The sequence below is a fragment of the Pseudokineococcus lusitanus genome (assembly GCF_003751265.1).
Lineage (GTDB): Bacteria > Actinomycetota > Actinomycetes > Actinomycetales > Quadrisphaeraceae > Pseudokineococcus > Pseudokineococcus lusitanus.
This window is the reverse complement of the sequence record NZ_RJKN01000005.1, coordinates 66287-85576: the sequence shown is the minus strand read 5'-3', so window position 1 is coordinate 85576 and position 19290 is coordinate 66287. Positions and strand designations below refer to the sequence as shown.

General features: G+C 74.1%; 17 protein-coding genes and 1 tRNA gene. 10 read left to right on the top strand and 8 right to left on the bottom strand.

The window, feature by feature from the left end:
* The first annotated feature begins 69 nt into the window (after positions 1 to 69).
* Together ggt and EDC03_RS10440 are read left to right on the top strand one after the other, a co-directional pair.
* Positions 70 to 1932, top strand: a complete 1863-nt coding sequence (ggt, locus tag EDC03_RS10445) for a gamma-glutamyltransferase (RefSeq protein ID WP_123380194.1) — start codon at positions 70 to 72, stop codon at positions 1930 to 1932.
* Complete coding sequence (locus EDC03_RS10440; RefSeq protein ID WP_123380193.1) at positions 1913 to 2605, top strand: Pr6Pr family membrane protein; 693 nt, start codon at positions 1913 to 1915, stop codon at positions 2603 to 2605. The genes ggt and EDC03_RS10440 overlap by 20 nt, the downstream gene beginning before the upstream one ends.
* Positions 2606 to 2611: 6 nt before the next feature.
* On the opposite strand, the gene EDC03_RS10435 is transcribed toward EDC03_RS10440, so the two are convergent.
* The gene (locus EDC03_RS10435) at positions 2612 to 2815 is read right to left on the bottom strand and encodes a hypothetical protein (RefSeq protein WP_123380192.1); all 204 of its coding nucleotides are present in this window, start codon (positions 2813 to 2815) and stop codon (positions 2612 to 2614) included.
* Positions 2816 to 3086: 271 nt separating this feature from the next.
* On the opposite strand from EDC03_RS10435, the gene EDC03_RS10430 reads away from it, so the two are divergent.
* Positions 3087 to 3668 carry an excalibur calcium-binding domain-containing protein gene (locus EDC03_RS10430; protein ID WP_158674268.1) on the top strand — a complete coding sequence of 194 codons (582 nt, stop codon included), beginning with the start codon at positions 3087 to 3089 and terminating at the stop codon, positions 3666 to 3668.
* Positions 3669 to 3684: 16 nt separating this feature from the next.
* Here the strand turns inward: EDC03_RS10430 and EDC03_RS10425 are convergent, their stop codons facing one another.
* From EDC03_RS10425 to EDC03_RS10410, 4 genes are all read right to left on the bottom strand, one after another.
* Complete coding sequence (locus EDC03_RS10425; RefSeq protein ID WP_123380190.1) at positions 3685 to 4557, bottom strand: carbohydrate ABC transporter permease; 873 nt, start codon at positions 4555 to 4557, stop codon at positions 3685 to 3687.
* Entirely contained in the window at positions 4554 to 5516 is a 963-nt protein-coding gene (locus tag EDC03_RS10420; RefSeq protein ID WP_199720150.1) for a carbohydrate ABC transporter permease, read from the bottom strand. The genes EDC03_RS10425 and EDC03_RS10420 overlap by 4 nt, the downstream gene beginning before the upstream one ends.
* Complete coding sequence (locus tag EDC03_RS10415; RefSeq protein WP_123380189.1) at positions 5506 to 6888, bottom strand: extracellular solute-binding protein; 1383 nt, start codon at positions 6886 to 6888, stop codon at positions 5506 to 5508. The genes EDC03_RS10420 and EDC03_RS10415 overlap by 11 nt, the downstream gene beginning before the upstream one ends.
* Positions 6889 to 6950: 62 nt before the next feature.
* Positions 6951 to 8075, bottom strand: a complete 1125-nt coding sequence (locus EDC03_RS10410) for a PfkB family carbohydrate kinase (RefSeq protein WP_123380188.1) — start codon at positions 8073 to 8075, stop codon at positions 6951 to 6953.
* A gap of 170 nt (positions 8076 to 8245) precedes the next feature.
* On the opposite strand from EDC03_RS10410, the gene EDC03_RS10405 reads away from it, so the two are divergent.
* A complete protein-coding gene (locus EDC03_RS10405) occupies positions 8246 to 9628 on the top strand; it encodes a family 4 glycosyl hydrolase (protein ID WP_123380187.1) in 1383 nt (460 codons plus the stop codon).
* Between the two features lie 151 nt (positions 9629 to 9779).
* Here the strand turns inward: EDC03_RS10405 and EDC03_RS10400 are convergent, their stop codons facing one another.
* Entirely contained in the window at positions 9780 to 12620 is a 2841-nt protein-coding gene (locus tag EDC03_RS10400) for a sugar-binding protein (RefSeq protein WP_123380186.1), read from the bottom strand.
* Positions 12621 to 13010: 390 nt separating this feature from the next.
* Between EDC03_RS10400 and EDC03_RS10395 the strand changes: the two genes are divergently transcribed.
* Together EDC03_RS10395 and EDC03_RS10390 are read left to right on the top strand one after the other, a co-directional pair.
* Positions 13011 to 13556 carry a DUF1990 family protein gene (locus EDC03_RS10395; protein ID WP_123380185.1) on the top strand — a complete coding sequence of 182 codons (546 nt, stop codon included), beginning with the start codon at positions 13011 to 13013 and terminating at the stop codon, positions 13554 to 13556.
* A 29-nt stretch (positions 13557 to 13585) separates the two neighbouring features.
* Positions 13586 to 13658: transfer RNA gene (locus EDC03_RS10390), tRNA-Lys, on the top strand.
* A gap of 138 nt (positions 13659 to 13796) precedes the next feature.
* Here EDC03_RS10390 and EDC03_RS10385 read toward each other — a convergent pair.
* A complete protein-coding gene (locus EDC03_RS10385; RefSeq protein WP_123380184.1) occupies positions 13797 to 14258 on the bottom strand; it encodes a tyrosine-type recombinase/integrase in 462 nt (153 codons plus the stop codon).
* A gap of 715 nt (positions 14259 to 14973) precedes the next feature.
* Entirely contained in the window at positions 14974 to 15531 is a 558-nt protein-coding gene (locus EDC03_RS10380; protein WP_123380183.1) for a hypothetical protein, read from the bottom strand.
* A gap of 204 nt (positions 15532 to 15735) precedes the next feature.
* Here EDC03_RS10380 and EDC03_RS10375 point away from each other — a divergent pair, with 204 nt between their 5' ends.
* The 4 genes from EDC03_RS10375 (at position 15736) to EDC03_RS10360 (ending at position 18767) form a co-directional block, all read left to right on the top strand.
* Positions 15736 to 15936, top strand: a complete 201-nt coding sequence (locus EDC03_RS10375; RefSeq protein ID WP_199720149.1) for a helix-turn-helix transcriptional regulator — start codon at positions 15736 to 15738, stop codon at positions 15934 to 15936.
* 369 nt (positions 15937 to 16305) lie between these two features.
* Complete coding sequence (locus EDC03_RS10370; protein WP_123380182.1) at positions 16306 to 16632, top strand: hypothetical protein; 327 nt, start codon at positions 16306 to 16308, stop codon at positions 16630 to 16632.
* 292 nt (positions 16633 to 16924) lie between these two features.
* Positions 16925 to 17743 (top strand): helix-turn-helix domain-containing protein, encoded by an 819-nt coding sequence (locus EDC03_RS18585; protein WP_123380181.1) that lies wholly within the window; start codon positions 16925 to 16927, stop codon positions 17741 to 17743.
* A gap of 7 nt (positions 17744 to 17750) precedes the next feature.
* Entirely contained in the window at positions 17751 to 18767 is a 1017-nt protein-coding gene (locus EDC03_RS10360; protein ID WP_148058055.1) for a hypothetical protein, read from the top strand.
* Positions 18768 to 19290: the final 523 nt, after the last annotated feature.

Here is a 19290-nt window from a genome sequence, read left to right as displayed (position 1 = left end):
CGTGCCGGGCCTACGGTCGCCGTACGCCCGGCGCGCGCTCCGGCCGCCGGCCCGACGGACGGAGCAGCCATGGCCGCGCGCAGGACCACCGCCCCCACCTCCCCGGCCCGACGACGTCGCGCCACCGCCGTCGGTGCCGCCGTCGTCCTCGTCGCCGGGGCCCTCGCCGGGGCCGCTCCCGCGGCCGCCGAGCGCCCCGGAGGCCGGGGCGGCGACCCGGTGCCTGCCCCGCCCGCCGCGCCGGGTGCCGTCGGCACCGGGGGCGCCGTCGCGACGGTCGACCCGTACGCCACGCAGGCCGGGCTCGACGTCCTCGCCGCCGGTGGCAACGCCGCCGACGCCGCGGTCGCGGCCGCCGCGGTCCTCGGTGTCGTGGAGCCCTACTCGGCGGGCATCGGCGGCGGTGGCTTCTTCCTCCACCACGACGCCGAGACGGGCGTGACGACGGCGCTCGACGGTCGCGAGACCGCTCCCGCGACGTACGACGAGACGACCTTCACCGACGGCGAGGGCCGGGCGCTGCCCTTCGCCGACGTCGTCGGCTCGGGCCTGTCCGTCGGCGCCCCGGGCACGCCCGCGACGTGGGAGAAGGCCGCCGACGAGCTCGGCACCATGCCGCTGGCCGACCTGCTGCGGCCGGCGCGCGACCTCGCGCGGCGCGGCTTCGTCGTCGACCCGACGTTCTCCGCGCAGACCGCCGCCAACGCCGAGCGCTTCCGGGTCTTCCCCGAGACGGCGAAGGTGTACCTGCCGGGCGGGGAGGTGCCCCAGGCGGGCGACGTCTTCCGCAACCCCGGCATGGCCAGGGCCTACGACGAGCTCATGCGCGACGGCGCCGCCGCCCTGTCCGACGGCCGGATGGGCGCCGCGGTGGTCCGCACCGCCCGCAACCCCCGGACGACGGGCAAGGAGGTCTACCGCGGCGAGCTGACCCGCGCCGACCTGCAGGCCTACGAGGTCCGCACCCCCGAGCCGGTCCGCTCGGACTACCGGGGCCTCGAGGTCGTCGGCATGCCCGTGCCGTCGTCCGGCGGCATCGCCATCGCCGAGACGCTCAACCTCCTCGAGGCGTACGACGGGCTGACCGGCGAGGCGCTGCCCGACGTCGCGGAGGACGCCTACCTGCACCGCTTCGCCGAGGCGAGCGCCACCGCCTTCGCCGACCGCAACCGCTGGGTCGGCGACGTCGAGGGCGTGCCGACGGCCGAGCTGGTCTCCCAGGGCTTCGCCGACGAGCGCGCCTGCGGCCTCTTCGACGCCGACGTCGCCGCACCGCGGCCCATCCCCTTCGGCTCCCCCGACGGCGACTACGCGTGCGACGCCGACGCGGGCAGCACGGCCCTCACCCGGGACGACCACGGGACGACGCACCTCACCGTCGCGGACGCGAGCGGCGACGTCGTCTCCTACACGTTGACCATCGAGCAGACCGGCGGCTCGGGCATCACCGTCCCGGGCTACGGCTTCCTTCTGAACAACGAGCTGACGGACTTCAACTTCGTCCCGGTGACGGCCGGCGTGCCCGACCCCAACCTGCCCGGCCCGGGCAAGCGGCCGCGCTCCTCGATGGCGCCGACGGTCGTGCTGCAGGACGGCGTCGCGGTCGGCGGCCTCGGCTCGCCGGGCGGCGCCACCATCATCACGACCGTGGGCCAGGTCCTCACCGGGTACGTCGACCGCGACCTGCCCGTCGTGGACGCCATCGCCGCCCCGCGGATCTCCTCGCGCAACGGCGCGACGACGCAGGCCGAGCCGGCCATCACGGACGGTCCGCTCGGGGCGGCGCTGACGGCGCGGGGCCACCGCCTCGCCACGTCGGCGGAGATCGGCGCGGCGACGGCGGTCCGGCTGCTGCCGGACGGGCGCGTCGAGGCGGGCGCGGAGACGACGCGGCGCGGCGGCGGGGCGGCCGGTGTCGTCGACCCCTCCTGAGACGCGGCCCCGGCCGACGGCCGCGGCGCCGTCCGTCCGGGCCGAGCGCGGCTGGTGGACGCTGGTCGCGGTCGTCGGCGTCGCGTCGCTCGGGCTGCAGCTCTGGCTGACGCTCACGTCCGGGGAGCCCGCGCTCGGCACGCGGCTCGTGCGTCTCGTCAGCTTCTTCACCATCAGCACGAACGTGCTCGTGGCGCTGCTGGCGGTGCTCGTCGCGACCGGCCGGCATCCGGACGACCGGCACGGCACCGCCCCGGTGTGGTGGCGGGCGCTGCGGCTCGGCGCCCCGGTGTGCATCGTCGTCGTCGGCGTCGTCTACCACCTGCGGCTCGCCGACCTCGTGGAGCTGACGCCGCTCGGGGCGGTCGCGGACGCCGGGCTGCACTCCGTCGTCCCGGTGCTCGCGCTCGTCGGCTGGGTGTGGTTCACGCCGCGCGGCCTGGCGGACGCGCGGGCCGCGCTGCTGGCGCTCGTCTACCCGGTGCTGTGGGCCGTGTGGACCTTCACCCGCGGGGCGGGCGACGGCTGGTACCCCTACCCCTTCGTCGACGTCGGCGTCGTCGGGGTGGACGGCGCGGTGCGCGGCGTCGTCGGGGTGACCGTGTTGCTGGCGGTGCTGCTCACCGCCGCGATGCTGGTGGACCGGGCGCTCGGGCGGCGTCGCGCCCGGTAGGGGCCGTCAGCGGGCGGGGCGCTGCGCGTAGGCGACTTCGGGGTACTCGAGGCCGCAGCCGGTGCAGCGGTACCAGTCCATGCCGCTGACCACGGTGCGCAGGTCGGCGGGGGCGCCGCAGTGCGGCAGGTAGCAGGCGCGCTGCGCGAGCGAGGCCGAGCGCTGGGCCGGGATGCGGGTCGTCGTGCGCGGGGCGGTCGTGACGGTCATGACGGGTCCTGTCGGGAGGGCGGTGGTGCCGGCGGGCGGTCGCGGGCCGGCGGTGGTCTCGAGCACCCGGCGGGGCGGTGTCGTCGCCACGCCCGGCCGGGTGCCTCGACGGAGGTATCGGCAGGCCCCGCCCGGACCTTCACCCCCGGGTCCGCCGGCTCGCCGACCCGGCCCCACGCTGCGCCCACCGCGGCGCCGCCCGCCCGTAGCGTCGGGCCGGGCCCACCGGCCCCCCGACGGCGGTACCGCCCGCCCGCGACGAAGGAGTCCCGTGCCCCGCACCGCCCGCCCGTCCCTGCCGCTCCGCGCCGCCCTCGCGGTCGTGGCCGCGGCCACCGCCGCGCTGCTCACGGCCGCTCCCGCCGGGGCCGGCTCCCCCGAGGAGGAGGGCGGCGCCTTCTTCTACTGCCTGCAGTTCTCGACGCAGGAGGCGGCGCAGGCCTTCTTCGACGCGCCCGACCCGGGCGCGGACGTCAGCCAGATGGACTCCGACGGCGACGGGACGGCCTGCGAGGACGACGAGGTGCCCGAGGGCGGCGTCGCCTGCCCGCCCGAGGAGGTGTCGGACATCATCGCCGCCCGTCCGGGCGAGTGCGCCGTCCCGGCGGCGACGACGACGGCCCCGCCGACGCCGACGCCGAGCCCGAGCCCCACCACGCCCTCGGCGTCAGGGACGCCGGAGCCGACCCCCACCGCGACGGCGACGACGCCGTCCGAGGAGGGGTCGACGGTCTCCACCGGTCGGACGTGGGGCGCCTCCACCGCCACCCTGGTCGGCGGCGTCGTGCTGCTCGCCGCGGTCGCGGCGGGCGTCGCCGTGCTCGTCCGCCGTCGGCAACGCCACCGCCGCTGAGCCGGGGGCGCGGTCCTCAGCCGCGGACCGCGCCCTCGACCATCCCGCGGATGACGTGGCGCTGGAGCAGCAGGTAGACGACCACGACGGGCAGCGCCACGAGCACGGCGCCGGCCGCGAGCAGCGCGGTGCCCTGCGTGTACTGGCCCTGGAACAGCGCGAGGCCCAGCGGCGCCGTCCGCAGCTGCGCCGACGGCGCCATGACGAGGGGCACGAGGAAGTCGTTCCAGGTCCAGAGGAACGACAGCAGGACGAGCGTCGTGATGGCCGGCCGGGCGACCGGCACGAGCACGGACACGAGGATGCGCACCGGCCCAGCGCCGTCGAGGCGCGCGGCCTCCATGAGCGAGCGGTCGGTCGTGCGGAAGTGCGCGCGCATCCAGAAGGTGCCGAAGGCGATGGACTGCGCGATCTGCGGCAGGGCGATGCCCCAGATCGTGTCCGTCAGCCCCAGCGTCCGGAGGTCGAAGAAGAGCGGCACGACGACGGCCTCGGCCGGGACCATGATCCCCAGCAGCACGAGCAGGAACAGCACCTCGCGGCCGCGGAAGTCCATGGTGCCGAAGGCGTAGCCGGACAGCACCGACGCCACGGTCGCGACGGTGACGACGACGACCGCCACGAGCGCCGACGTCTGCAGGTACTCGCCGAAGCGGCCCTGCTCCCACGCGGCGGCGAAGTTCTCCGGGTGCAGCCCGCCGCCGGCGGCCGGCGACTCCGGCCCCAGCGCCGCGGCGAGCACGACGAGGACGGGGCCGAGCGCGGCCGCGGCGGCGACGAGGAGGACGGCCGACGCGACGAGCCGCTGGGCGAGGCTGCCCCGCGACGGGCCGCGCGCCGGGCCGGCCGCGGCGGGGGACGCCGGGCGCGACGTCGTGGGGGCGCTCACCGCTCGTCCCGCCGGCTCGGGTCGACGACGCGCGTGACGACGACCGTGACGAGCAGCACGAGCACGGTGAGGACGACGCCGACGGCCGCCGCCGACCCCACCTGGCCGAGCTCGAAGGCGCGCCGGTACACCTCGTAGCTCGGCACCGTCGTCGACGTGCCCGGCCCGCCGCCCGTCGTCACGTAGACGAGGTCGAAGGTCTTGAGCGCCGTGATGGTCGTCAGCACGAGCGCCACGGCCATCTCGGGGCGCACCGACGGCAGCGTGATGGCGACGAGCTGGCGCACGGGCCCGGCGCCGTCGAGGCTGCTGGCCTCGTAGAGCTCGCGCGGCACCCGCGCCATGCCGGCCATGAGCAGGACCGTGGCGAGCCCCGTCGAGACCCACGTGCCGATGAGGCCGACCGCGGGGAGCGCGGTGCCGAAGTCGCCGAGCCAGGTGCGGGCGAGGCCGTCGAGGCCCACGGCCCGCAGCGCCGTGTTGAGCGGTCCGTCGGGCGCGTAGATGCGCCGCCACGCGACGGCGACGACGACCATGGCGATGACCTGCGGCAGGAAGACGACCGTGCGGAAGGCCGGCAGCCCGCGCACCGGCGCCCGCGTCAGCAGGGCGGCCAGCGCGAGGCCGACGACCACGGGGATCACCGAGAAGAAGAGGACGAGGACCAGGGCGTGCCCGAAGGCCTGCCGCAGCCCCTCGTCGGCGACGACGGCGACGTAGTTGTCGAGACCGACGAAGGTGCCGACCGTCAGGCCGTCGAAGTCGTAGAGCGAGTACTGGACGGCACGGGCCAGCGGGAAGAGCAGGAAGGCGCCGTACAGCAGCAGCGCGGGGGCGGCGAGGAGGTACGGCGTCGCCCGCCCGTGCGGCTGCAGCGGCCGGCGCCGCGGGGCTGCGGCGCCGGTCGCGGCGGCCGTCGCCGTGGCGACGGCTCCCTCCGCCGTCCTGTCAGCCGCCACTGCTCGTGAACTCGGCGTAGTCGGCCTCGAGGGCCTCGGCCGCCTGCTCCGGCGTGACCTCGCCCGCGAGCAGCCCCTGCAGCGTCTGGTTGAGCGTCTCGCCCATCGTCGGCGTGGCGTAGTCGAGGTACGGCAGCAGCGAGCCCTGGGTGCTCACCTCGTCGAAGGCGGTGTAGACGTCCGCGAGCAGCCCGCTCTCGGGGGCGTAGGACGCCGTGTCGACGACGGGGAGGTTGCCCGTGTCGGCGAGCACCTGCATGGCGTCGTCGCTCGTGATGAAGTCGATGTAGGCCGCGGCGACGTCCCGCTCCTCCGCCGCCGTCGTCATGGCGAAGGGGATGCCGGTGCCGCCCGTGGTGGCCACGCCCTCGGCGCCCTCGGCGGGCGGCGGCGCGAAGAAGCCGGCGTCCTCGCCCATGGCCGCCTCGATGTCGGGCGCCAGCCACGAGCCCGCGATGAGGAACAGCCCCTGCCCCTGCGTCAGCTGCTGCCACGCGGCGTCGTACTCGGTGCCGTTGACGCCCTCGTTGAACCAGCCCTGCTCCTGCCAGGACGCCAGGGTCGTCAGCGCCTCGACGTTCTCGGGGCTCGTCCAGGACGCGCCGGGGTTGCCGAGCCCCAGCTCGGTGATCTCGGCCGGGTCGACGGTCGCGCCCTGGACGACGCCGAAGACGTGGCCGGCCGGCCAGCCCTCGATGTTGCCGAGGAGCATCGGCGTGAGGCCGGACGCGGCGGCGGCCTCGGCGGCCACGGACATCTCGTCCCACGTCGTCGGGACCTCGAGGCCGAGGCCCTCGAGCGCGCTGCGGCTGTAGTAGACGCCGACGACCTCGCCGACCTGCGGCAGCCCGTAAAGCGAGCCCTCGCCGAAGACGGCGCCGTCGTCGGAGTAGGTCGAGTACTGCAGGACGCTCTCGGGGTAGCGGTCCCGCCAGCCGTACTCCTCGGCCCACGCGTCGAGCGGCACGAGCTGGCCGGCCTCGACGAACTGGCCCATCGTCGCGCGGGCGTTGTTGGTCTGGACGACGTCGGGCGCGTCGTCGCCGGTGAGGGCGAGGCGCAGCGTCGTCGAGAGGTCGTCGAAGGACTGCGAGACGCGCTCGATGGTGACGTTGGGGTACTGCGCGGTGAAGGCGTCGTTGAGCTGGGTCATCTGCTCGTCCTGGCCGCCGCGGACCTCCTGGTCCCAGACGGTCAGCGTGACGTCGCCGAGGCCGGAGATGTCCGTCTCGACGGGGCCGGTGGGCCCCGCGGAACCGCCCCCGCCGTCGTCGTTGCCCGAGCCCGGGGCGCAGGCCGTGAGCGCGAGGCCGGCGGCCGCGAGGAGCGCCGCCGCCCGTGCTGCCGTGGTGCGGGGGGGACGTCGTTCCACCGGGGTCTCCTCGGTTTCGGGCGGGCAGGGAGTGGCCGGGCCGCCGGGGTGCGCAGCCTGCCTCACAGGTCGGACGCCAGGGCGAAGGTGGCCTCGGCGCGCCGGACGGCGTCGACCGGCCCGTCCGGCAGCAGGTCGGCGAGGAAGCCGTAGCGGCGCGCCAGCTCCTCGGCGGCGGGGCGGCCCGCGGCGGCCTGCGCCGTCGTGGCGGCCCACCAGTCGGCGATGTCCCCCCAGCCCGGGGCGGCCAGGGAGCCGCCGAACTGCTGGACGGCGAGCGACGCCGAGAGCGCGGCGAAGGCCACACGGTCCGCGAGCGGCCACCCGGCGAGCGTCCCGAGGACGACGGAGGCGCCGAAGACGTCGCCCGCCCCCGTGGGGTCGACGGCGTCGACGGCCACCCCGGGGACGTCGGCCGTCTCGCCCGTCGTCGCGTCGACGGCCACCGCGCCCTGCGCGCCGCGGGTGACGACGGCCAGCGGCACCCGGTCCGCGAGCGCGGACAGGGCCTCGGCGGCGCTGCCGGTGCGCGTGTAGGCCATCGCCTCGACCTCGTTGGGCAGGAACGCGTGGCAGGAGGACAGCCGGTCGAGGACGGCGGCGTCCCAGGCGCCGGTGGGGTCCCAGCCGACGTCGGCGAAGACGGCAGCGCCGTGGTCGCGCGCCGCCTCCCACCAGGGGTGCTCGGCCTCCTCGGCGCTGGGCGGCACGAGCTCGGCGATGACGGCCCGCGAGCCCGGCGGCGGCGTCCCCACGAGGTCGGACGCGGGCATGGGCAGCGGGTGCCCGTGCGTGACCATGCTGCGGTCCCCGTCGTGCGCCATCGAGACGGTGACGGCGGAGTGCCAGCCCTCGAAGACCCGCGAGCGCGAGAGGTCCACGCCCTCCTGCTCGGCGAGGACCTGCCAGCAGAAGCGGCCGTAGACGTCGTCGCCGAAGCCGGCCGCGAGGCCCGTCCGCAGGCCGAGGCGGCTCGTCGCGACCGCGAGGTTGGCGATGCCGCCCGGCAGCGAGCCCATGCCCGTCGTCCACACCTCGGTGCCCGGCGACGGGGCGGCGTCGAGGCCGGCGAAGACCATGTCGAAGAAGAGCTGACCGGACAGGAAGACGTCGAGGGGCGCGTCGTCGGCCGACCGCGAGGCGGCCAGCGGGTCCCAGCGGGAGCAGGGGTGCGGGGACCGCGTCATCGCGCACCTCCCCACGCCGACGGGGCCGGGCGCCCCGCGTGGGGCCCGACGCTAGCGCCGCGCGCCGACGGCGGGCACCCGTCGACGTCGGCGGGCGCCGCTAGCGTGCCGCGCATGTCCCGCCGGCCGCTCCCCGCCCCCGTCCCCGCCGTCCCCGCGGGGGTCCGCCCGTGAGGCTCGTGCTGGTCGGCGGCGGCGGCTTCCGGGTGCCCCAGGTCGTCGAGGCCGTCGGCGCCGCGGACGCCGCCGTCCGCGTCGACGAGGTGCACCTGCACGACGTCGACCCGGCCCGGCTGCGCGTCGTCGGCGCCGTGCTCGCCCAGCTCCTCGAGCGCCTGCCGCACCCGCCCCGCCTCACGGCGGGCACCGACCTCGACGAGGCCCTGCGGGACGCCGACGTCGTCTTCTCCGCCATGCGCATCGGCGGGACCGCCGGCCGGGTGCTCGACGAGCGGGTCGCGCTCGACCTCGGCGTCCTCGGCCAGGAGACCGTCGGCCCGGGCGGCCTCGCCTACGCGCTGCGCACGCTCCCCCACGCCCGGCACCTCGCCGAGCGGGTGCGGGCGGTCTGCCCCGACGCGTGGGTCATCAGCTTCACCAACCCGGCGGGCGTTGTCACCGAGGCCATGCGCGCGGTGCTCGGCGAGCGGGTGGTCGGCATCTGCGACACGCCCATCGGCCTCGTGCGCAAGGCGCTGCGGGCGGTCGACGCCCCGGTGGGCGCGGAGGTCTCCTTCGACTACGCGGGCGTCAACCACCTCGGCTGGCTGCGGTCGCTGCACGTCGACGGGGTCGACCGCCTGCCGGCCCTGCTCGCCGACGACGCCGCGCTCGACGGCGTCGAGGAGGCCCGGCTGCTCGGGCCCGACTGGGTCCGTGCCCTCGGCGCCCTGCCCAACGAGTACCTCTACTACTACGCCTACCCCCGCGAGGCGACGGCGCGGCTGCGGGCCGCGGCGCAGACCCGGGGCCAGCAGCTCGACGCCCAGCAGGGCGGCTTCTACGCCCGGGTCGAGGCCGACCCGTCGCGGGCGCTGGCGACGTGGGAGGAGGTCCACCGCGAGCGCGAGGCCACGTACATGGCCGAGTCGCGCACGCCCACGGGCGACGACGCCGACGGGTCCGACGGCGCGGGGGCCGCCTCGGGCGAGCGCCGTGCCGAGGACGTCGCGGGCGGCGGGTACCAGCGCGTGGCCCTCGACCTCATGGCCGCGGTCCTCACCGGCCGGCCCGCGACGATGGTGCTCGACGTCGCCGCCGGCGGGCACCTCCCCGGGCTGCCCGAGGACGCCGTCGTGGAGCTGCCGTGCACGGTCGACGGCGACGGCGTCCACCCGCACGACGTCGCCCCGCTCGCCGGCGACATGCTCGGCCTCGTCCAGCAGGTCAAGGCCTCCGAGCGCCTCCTCCTCGAGGCCTCGGCCACGCGCTCGTCGGAGCTCGCGTGGCGCGCCTTCGCGGCCCACCCGCTCGTGGACTCCGTGGCGGTGGCCCGCCGGCTGCTCGACGGGTACCGCGCGGCGCTGCCGGGCGTGGCCGCCGCGCTGGACTGACGGCTCCTGCCCCCTGCCGACCGCGGTCGGCGCGCCCGCCCCTCGGACCCGTGACGACGCGTCCCCGACCGCGATGTGCGGCCATGAGGCGCCCTCGAGGAGCTGGGGGCGCCCACATGGCCACACGTCGCGAGCGGTGGAGCGGGCAGCGTCAGCGCAGGGGCGCCTCCGACGCGAGCGTCCCGCCGCCGGCGGCCGTCCACGCCGCGAGGACCCGCGTGCTCGCGCCGACGTCGGCGCCCTCGGGCAGGTCGACCCACCAGCGGGACGGGCCGGAGCGGCTGATCTCGACCACCCGCGAGGCCACGACCTCGGCGGCCTCGTCGTCCCAGACCCACAGCCGCAGCTCGCCCGGGCCGCGGGCCCGGACGGAGGCGACGACGGCGTCGCGCCGGACCCGCGCGCCCGTGAGCCAGGCGGCCTCCCGGGCGGTCGCCGCCTCGCCGCCGGCCAGGGCGACGTCGTCCTGCACGGCCTGCGCGATGCTCGGCGGCGAGTCGACCGACCGCAGGCCCGTGCGCGGCAGCTCGGGCGCCACCGGCTCGACCGGCCGGTCGGCGGGGGCCACGTACCCCTCGAGGGTCGCCCGGCCCCAGCGGTACGGGTCGCCCTGCACGCCCGGCCACGTCGACCAGCCGAGCCGCGTCTGACCGGTGCGGTCCTGGGTGTCGGAGTCGTAGACGAGGACGTCGAGCCCCATCTCCGCCGGGTCGACGGCGGCCGGGAGCAGCGCCATCGGGATGCTCGCCTCGAGCGTGTAGCCGGCCGAGCCGGTCGACGGGTCGTCGAGGACGACCGCCACCTCGGTGCCCGGTGCCGTCTCCTCGCCGGGACCCTGCCGGTTGTCGGCGTCGCGCGAGAAGCACGGGTCGCCCTCGACCGTCGTGGGCAGCACCGCCAGCTTGAAGGTGCTCGCGGTGTTCTCCGCGTCGCCGCGGGGGTCGACGGCGATCTCGACGGAGTCGGTGCGCCAGTGCCGCTTGCAGTCGGCGGCGGGCAGGACCGTGCCGCGGACGTCGTCCTCGACGCGCACGAGCAGCTGCAGGACGTCGTCGCCCGACGACCCGTCGCCCGGCGCGTGCCACGAGACCTGCGCCGTCGCCGAGCAGTCCGCCGCCGAGGCGCACGCCGTCCCCTCCCACACGCGCGAGACGTCGAGCACCTCACCGGGGTGCTCGCCCTCCTCGGCCACGCCGTCGACGACGGCGGGCACGTCGGTCCGCGGGACGGTCGTCGCGGGCACGAGCTCCAGCGCCGCGGTCGTCGTGCCGGTGCGGCCGTCGGCGGTCGTCGTCGTCACGACCAGCGGGTACTGCCCGTCCGCCGACGTCGGCGCGGCCGGGTCCGTGCTCGTCACCGTCACCGGGACGACGGCCTGCTCCCCCGGGGCGAGCGGGCCGAAGCCCACCGCGTCCTCGGCGGTGAAGCCCTCCGGGACGTCGAGGGCCACCGAGCCCTGCTGCGGCTCGTCGTCGGCGTTGGTGACGACGACGTCGACGACCTCGCTGCCGCCGACCGGCAGCGTGGCCACGCGGCGCACGGACCCCTGGAGCCACGGCAGGCCCACCTCGGCGGCCCACGCCTCGGCCTCGGCCACCTGCGGCAGCGGCGCCACCTCGCCGCGGACCGGGGCGACGACGGCCAGGACCTGCGCCGCGTACCCGCCCCCCGCCCCGCTCGTCAGCCCCGCGCCGAGGCGGACGCGGGTGCCCGCGACGGCGTCGGCGGGCGCGGTGAGCGTCGCGGCGACGACGACCTCCTCGCCCGGCGCGACGTCGCCGACCTCCGTGGTCGCCGGCGCGGCGGTCCAGCCCGCCGGCTGGTCGAGCGTCACGGACGCCGCGGGGAGCGGCTCCTCGCCGGCCCGCACGGCCACCGACACCTCGGTCGTCCCGCCGGGCACGACGCGCCAGGCGTCGCCCTCCGCCCGGACCTCGAGGCCGGTGCCCAGCGGGGCGGCGTCCTCGCCGCGCACGAGCGCGCCCTGCAGCGCCGCGTCGGGCCGCGCCGCCGCGTCGGAGCCGGGGACGGCCGACGGCACGCGCGCCGCGACCTCGGTGAGGTAGTCGCAGCCGAGGGCGTCCGGGTCGGCGGGCACGTCGGGGAAGACGCCCCAGCCCTGGGAGACGTACTGGCGCTGCGCGTCACGCTCGACGGCGCCCCAGGTGCGGCCGTCGGGCGCCGTCCGCCCGGCCCACACGCCGTAGACGGTCTGGCTCGGGTCGGTCTGCGTCGCCCCCGTCGAGCACGAGGGGCCGGTGGCCGGCGTCCCCCGCAGACCGCGCTGGAGCACGCGGCCGGGGCTGAAGGGCTCGAGGCCCTCCTCGGTGATCTGGTCGGGGAAGACGGACGGGTCGCCCGCCAACCGGTAGGCCTCCATCGCGAGCCGCGCGGCCTCCTGGTGGTGGCCGTGGTTGCCCGGCGACGGCGCCGGGTCCATCGTCACGAGCACCTCGGGCCGCGTCGTCCGGACCACGCGGACGACCTTCTCGAGCACGCTCTCGGCACCCTCGGCCTCGTCGCCCGACCACACCTCCTGCGTGAGCGGGGCGCTCACCGTGTAGTAGAAGTCGACCTCGTCGAGGTTGTAGATGTTCTCGACCCCGCCCAGCCCGACGGCGCGACGCTCCTCCACCTCGCGCAGGAGCCCCAGCTCGGGTCCCTCCTCGGTGCCGACGGCGTTGCCGCCGCCCTCGCCGCGCGTCACGGTGATGACGCCCGAGCGGACGCCGAGGTCCTCGCGCCACTGCCCCAGCGTCGACAGGAGGCTCGCCTCGTCGTCGGGGTGGGCCCCGACGAACATGACGTCGAGGTCGACGGGCGCGCCCGCCGACGTCGTCGCGTCCGGCGGGGCGCCGCGACCGGACGGCGGGTACCCGCCCGCGGCGGCGGGCGTCGCGGCGAGCAGGCCGGCGGCCAGTACGGCGGCCGCCGCCCCGGCGACCGACCGCCCCCGACGTGGCGTGCGGGGCGTGGGACGACGACCGGGCATGACGGCTCCTCGCTGAGACGGACCAGGCGCCCGGATCGTCCGCCTCTGCCCCGGGTCGGGGCAACCCCACATCCAGTGCCGGCAGCGGCGCGGCGCCCCGTCCCGCGCCACCACCGCCGACGACGTCGCTGCCGACGTCGGTGAGTAAGGCCTCTCCTGCACGACGTCAGCAGCGAGGTCTGTCCGAGAGACCCCCCGTGGACGACTTCGGCAGCGAAGTCGGACGACGAGGCCCCCCGTGGACGACTTCGGCAGCAAAGTTGGACGACGAGGCACCTCATGGACGACTTCGGCAGCGAAGTCGGCCAGCGGACGACGGCGAGCGGACGACGGCGAGCGCGCGGTCCCCCGCCGTAGCGTCCGCACCACCGCGCGCCCGAGGAGGCCGGCATGCCGAGCGACGTCCGCCCGCTCACGTACGACGCCGTCGGCGCCACCCGCCCCCACGACCCAACGTGGGCGGAGCGTCCTGCCGGCTTCCGCGCGCTGGAGACGACCGTCCCGGTCGGCCGCGGCGACGCCGCCTGGCGCGCGGCCGCCGACGCGGTGCTGCGCTGGGAGGTCAAGACCCGCAGCGGCTTCGCCGTCACGCCGGCGGACGGCGGCGGGCCCCGCGCCCGCGAGGGCGCCGACTACCGCCTGCGCGCCGCCCTCGGCCCCGTCGGCGTCCTGGAGCCGGTGCGCGTCGTCGCCGTCGTCGACACCCCGGTGCGCTGCGGCTTCGCCTACGGCACGCTCGCCGGCCACCCGGTCAGCGGGGAGGAGGCCTTCGTCGTCGCCCGCGACGGCGACGACGTCGTCCTCACCCTGAGGTCCCTCACCCGTCCTGCGCCGGACGGCCCGTGGCGCCCGCTCTTCCCGGTCCTGCTGCTCGCCCAGCGCGTCTACCGCCGCCGCTACGTGCGGGCGCTGCGGCGGCCCCGCGCCACCTCGTAAGGTCGTCCCGGCGCGAGGCAGCGCCGCCGGGGCCTCTAGCTCAACCGGTAGAGCAGCGGACTTTTAATCCGCGGGTTGTGGGTTCGAGCCCCACGGGGCCCACCGCTTGGCTGCCTGACCTGCACCAACATGCGATAGCGACCGCGTGCCCGAGAGGCTGGCGCGCCTCATCCACCACTTACCCACCTTCTTGCCTCAGCTAGAGCAGAAGCGCAGCCTGCTCCGTCGTGGTGCGTCGGCTCATGTAGTGGTCTGCGTCATGGACGGGCGACGATGACCCAGCTGGTTCGCGACCTCACGACCGGAGACCCCAGCCGCGTCCAACAGTGTCGCCACGGACTTGCGGAAGGTGTGGCTCGTTGCCCACTCCATGCCCGCGTCGTCCAGCAGGTCCCGCACGTCCTTGGTCGTGTTACTCACCTCGCGCAGCCGACCCAGTGGGGAGAGGAAGACCGCGTCCCACTCGTTGGGCATCGCGGCCACCTGCCGAGCCAGCAGTCGAGCCACCAGCCAGGGCGGCAGCGCGACCGTCCGCGGGGCGGTCTGCGTTTTCCCCTGCTCCTGCACGAAGAGCCCTGCCCCGTTCAACCCGCGCACGACAGTCGGCCCAAGCTGCGCCGTCCCGGCGTCGAGGTCGAGGTAGGACCACCGCAACGCGCAGGCTTCCCCGATGCGCGCCCCCGTACCCGCCAGGAAGGCCACGAGGTCCCCGAGGTCGCGAGAACGGGCGCGCTCCTGATCGTCGGCAAGAGCGCCATGACGGCAGCTCGCTCCTCCACCGTGAAGGCCCGCTGCTTGTCCCGAAGGCTGGGGCGTCGGTCACCAGCCGCTGCGATGGAGCCGAGTGAGCGCACTGGATTGTGAGCCACTGCGTCGTGCCGGACGGCAAGCGTGAAGATGAGCCCTATGACCGTGCGTGTCGTCCGAGCCACCGCCGGCCCGTTGTCTCGACTGATGGCCCTCAACAAGCCATCGAGGTTCGACACGCGCACTTCGCGCAGCGTCAAGTTGGCGATAGCCCCACTGCCGGCCTTGCCGATGATGTGATTATCGAGGACGCCCTTGTACACGCGCAGGGTGGAGGGCCGATGGTTCCCGGCCGACTCAACACCTGCCCACCAGACCTCAGCCGCATCCTTCACCAACGTCGCGCCAGTCAAAGTGGCATGCGCCGCAGACGGAGTGACGTACTCAGCAAGCGCCGCTCGCAGCGCGCGCTCCGCCGCCGCGCGACTCCCCGCGATGCGCTCGACCGTGCGGGTGCGACCATCAAGACCTCGAACTCTGGCTCGCGCCCGCACACGGTCAGGTCGCTTCGTGCCTGCCGGGGCGGTGTCGTAACGCCCGTCCGGCCGTTTTGTGAGTGGGGTGAGCGTGATGGTGCCCCACTCTCCTGGCTGCATCCGCGGCCTAGCCATCAGCTGGCCCCTCCGCGCCGGGCGACTCGCAATTGCGTCTTAATGGTCTCTCGGCTCTTCCCCAAGAGCTCGGCGATTAGGCGGTTCGAGTTCTCGTAGCCAAGATCATCCAGCGCAACGACTGCACCTAGCAACTTTGAGTAATAGGTTGTCCCATCAACTCGCGGGCTTGACGGCATGCCCTGCAGATGTCGCTGCGCGAGCGCGCGCGCCCTCTCCTCCATCGTCGTGGCAACGCCTGTCTCGTCACCCCAGTGCGTGTCGCGCACCCACTGGGAAAGAACACGCTCCACCTGCCGCATGAGCCCAGCCGTGACGCCTCGCCCCCGCACACCGGCAGACGCATCCTCGGAAACCGTAATAACAAGTTGACGAGGCGAGTCACTCACTACCTCACCCTCATACACCCACCATCGAGCCTCGATCTTGCAGTTCTCCTCACCGCCCTCCACGCCTTGGGCCCACACCTCTCCCTCCTTGCTGTGAGCCCAGATCGGTCGGGGCTCCATGGTTTGAGCCCACTTGGGCATCGCGTCACTGATCCGCTTGAGCACCACGCCGGGAGTGTGGGGCACGCACCCCTGGGTGCACAACCCTGGGGCGTCCAACCCGGGTGTGTCGACCCGGGGTTGACGTGGCCAGGTTGGGTGGTGTCTAGTGCTCCCGCGCCGCTCCAAGCGGCGCCCACCGAAGCCGCGTCCCCCGGGGGCGCACCTACACGAGGCGACTCCCCGCCTCCCCCACCAAGAGAGGGCGGCACCGTGTCCACTACTCCTGCCCTGCTGACCACCAAGGCACTCGCGGACCGCTGGTCGTGCTCCCCCGCGAGCCTCGACACGCGCCGCTGGCGCGGCGATGGACCGCCGTACCTGAAGTTCAACCGAGCCGTCCGCTACCGGCTCAGCGACGTGGAGGCCTACGAGGCGGCTCACCTCGTGGCGGCTCCGCTGGCGGCTGCGTGAGCACCGAGACGCCCACGGCGGCTGCCTCCTGGGAGCGACGCAAGGCGCGTTACCTCCGCGCCGGTATCTGCCACGGCTGCGCGGCCCAGGCTGCCTACGGCCACGCCCACGGCTTCGCTCAAGTACACCCGCCGTGCGGCTCCTGTCGTCCCGTCGTGGCGACGCTTCCCGTGCCCGCCGCAAACGGCTGGCGCAAGACGGCTGGGCGTAAGCCCCCAGCCGACCTACGAGCACGCGGTACAGGCCGCTGCGCTGTACCCCCTCACGCCCCGCGCCCCGTCATACCCGTGCAGCGACGGGGTACCACTCAAAGTGCCGCACCCCGTTGACCAGAGAGGAAGAAGCAAGATGGCTATAGCAGTAGAGACCGTGCTGACGCACGCACCGATCGTGACAACTGACCAGCCGCCGGCCGGTTGGCACGTCCTCAGGTGCGCCCAGATAGAGCACACCCGAGCGTCGAAGATCAAGGCGGCAGAAGACCCTGAGGGCGACTACCGCCGGCTCCTCGCCTACGTCTACGCCAAGACGCCAGAGACGATCCTGCGTCCGGGTGCGATGACTCAGCACTGTGGCATTGACGAGACCCGCGCACGGCAGGTGCTCTCCGAGCTGATGGACGACGGGCTGATCGCGCCAGGGGCAACCACCCGGCTCAGCCTCACTGGACGCCAGGTCGCGCGGGGTTCCGAGTGACGTGGGCGGGCCCCCGCAAGGGCGTCATCCGTTGGCAACGCTCTGCGCTTCGCCGGTGGATGCTCGCTCTCGTCGGCAGCGATCTGGACGAGATGACCAAGCAAGTCGGACTGACGCTGGCGGCTCACGCCGATAATCGGGAGACCGGCGCCATTCTCTCGACTCCACGGCTCGTTGAGGAGACCGGCTACGGCGCCCCCGACGTAGCCGCCAGCACGGCGGCACCGAGGGACGGCGGCTGGCTGGGTCCTCATGTCGGCCCCTCCCGTAACTGGCGCGGCAACTGCCAGCAATGGACCTTCCTCGTGCCAACGTCAGCAGGTCATCCATGAGTGCCCGCTTCGAATGGGAGAAGCGTCTACTCGACAGTGACCTACGGAAAGCGGCGAAGTTCACCGGGCTAGCCCTCGCCACTTACAGCGGCAGAGACGGCGGGAACATCTATCCCTCTCAGCGGCAGGTAGTCGAGAGAACCGGGCAGGCGCGCTCCACGGTCCAAGAGGCCATGCGCGACCTCGTGGAGACGGGCTGGCTAGTGGTGACCGCACCTGCCGTACCTGGCAGGCGGGGCGCCACCTACCAGCTGGCCGTCCCGGGGGTGGCCCGGGACGTTCCACCACCCCCTGAGCAGGTGGCCCGGGAAGTTGAACTACCCCTCGACGAGGTGGCCCGGGAAGTGACACCACCCCTACCCAGGGTGGCCCGGGATGTTGCAGGGGGTGGCCCGGCAAGTCGCACCAGGGTGGCCCGGGATGTTGCAGCAAACAGACCATTGAACAATCCAGTTACCAGACCAGCGGCGGTAAACGAGGTGACCGACTTCCCGCCTCCACCCCCTCCGGGGGCCGATGCCCTACGGCTGGAGTCACCTGGCGCACCCGGCTTCCCCTCCTGGCTGACCAGTAACAGCACGCACGTGTTGGACGGAGACCCGGCACCAGACGGCTACGTCTGGGGTCGAGACGACGACGGCAGAAAGGCTCTCAAGGCTGCCATTGAGCCAACACAACCGCCGCTGACGCGGCGGGGCTCCGGCTACGCCGCTGACCGCTACAGGTCGACCCGGGCGCCGCAGGCGCCCGGCAGACCAACCAACCTAGAGATTGAGTAATCGACTAATGGCTAAGACCAAGACTTATGCAGACCGCGTAACGGAGAGCAAGACGACTTACGGCACGGCAAAGGGACGCCTCATGGGGTGGCGCAGCAGTGCTGACGCCGCTAAGGCGGCTGAGGCTGACGCCGTTGCCCGGCTCCGACGTGGTGACGACACGGTGACCGTTGACTATCTGCTTAGGGCTCGCGCTGACGTTGAGCGCTACGGCTACCTGGTGCCTGCGGGAGAGTCCGCACTTGCCATCGCTGAGCGAGGGCTTCTCTCCGACGACACCACCCTTGCCAATCTTGTGGCGCCCTACATCGCTCCTGCCGTTGGAATCGAGGCCGTGGTTGTTAACGAGCTGCCGACCGTGACCGCTCTTCCTCACCTCGCCGTCTCGCAGACACGGGACGTCAAGCGGGACACGCTTAACGGCACGATCACTGGAAGCGTCGAGGTGGCATACACGCGGACCGCTCAGCACGTGCCGCTGACCGACGTGGCTCTCGAAAAGGCACTAGCGGTTAACGGCTGGCGCATCGAGGTCCCTCACGGCGGAACGGACTGGACCGGAGACCACCACGTTGACCGCTTCTCCGTCCTCGTCGTACGCGCCAGCGAGCCGGTCCCGGTGATCGACGCGGAGGTGCCCGCATGGGCCGTGGAGGCCTTCAGCGGGTACCTGCCGATGCGCCTGCGGGATCGCCTGACGACCAGCTACGCCGGTAGCGCTGAAGTTTACGTCAAGACCAATAGCGGCCAGCACCTCGGTACGGTCGTCGGCGCAGATGGCATCCGCCGTGTCCGCATCGGCGTGACCGCTGGTCTGGGCATCGGCACCGGCCAGTGGAATGCCACTCAGCTTGCTGACGAAGCGGCAGACGTCTTCCGCCAGATGGTCGGTACTCACGCCGACATGCTCGGTGTTATCGCGTCTGTCGAGATGGGCGACCACAAGGTGTGGGGCGACGTCTACGCGCACGGGGTGGGCGTGAGCGCCACCTTCACCCTCATCTCTCGGACTGCCGCCGAGTGATTTAGCACCACCGTGCGGGGCACGCTTCACCTGGGAAGCCGGGTGGGCGTGCCCCGCCTTTCGTTGTTTCAGAGCCATGGGCCCCTAATAGTTGGACCCTGCGAAGGTGGCGCGATTTCGGCTGCTATCGACAAGCGGTGACCGCTGAACCTGCCTAAGGCTCATACCCCCAACTTTCCCGCTTAGGCTCCCCCTCGATCTCCCTCTACTACGCGGCGAGGACAATCAGAACCGCGAGCCTCGCTAGGGGGCATACGGCTCTCTGCTGGTCAAGCGGCACGTCCAGGGCGCCCGCTCATCGACCGCTAGTGGCTGGCCCAGAGGGGCGGCGCACAATGGTCACAGGCCGGGATCGCCTGGCCTTACCAGTCATGAGCGATCTCAGCCCTGACGGACATACGAAGCTCCCTCACCGGCATATCGGGCATGGCAGCTGGGAATGAGCCACAATCGTCACCGGGCCAACTAGACCGCGACAATATAGGCGCCGCGATATGACCCGCCCCCTCAGGCCTCATCGACA

What these genes read in the sequence shown, in the direction of transcription:
- ggt (WP_123380194.1), top strand. Translation starts at nt 70, where the DNA reads ATGGCCGCGCGCAGGACCACCGCCCCCACCTCCCCGGCCCGACGACGT.
- EDC03_RS18585 (WP_123380181.1), top strand. Translation starts at nt 16,925, where the DNA reads ATGGACCTTCCTCGTGCCAACGTCAGCAGGTCATCCATGAGTGCCCGC.
- EDC03_RS10400 (WP_123380186.1), bottom strand. Translation starts at nt 12,620, where the DNA reads ATGCCCGGTCGTCGTCCCACGCCCCGCACGCCACGTCGGGGGCGGTCG.
- EDC03_RS10360 (WP_148058055.1), top strand. Translation starts at nt 17,751, where the DNA reads ATGGCTAAGACCAAGACTTATGCAGACCGCGTAACGGAGAGCAAGACG.
- EDC03_RS10435 (WP_123380192.1), bottom strand. Translation starts at nt 2,815, where the DNA reads ATGACCGTCACGACCGCCCCGCGCACGACGACCCGCATCCCGGCCCAG.
- EDC03_RS10410 (WP_123380188.1), bottom strand. Translation starts at nt 8,075, where the DNA reads ATGACGCGGTCCCCGCACCCCTGCTCCCGCTGGGACCCGCTGGCCGCC.
- EDC03_RS10395 (WP_123380185.1), top strand. Translation starts at nt 13,011, where the DNA reads ATGCCGAGCGACGTCCGCCCGCTCACGTACGACGCCGTCGGCGCCACC.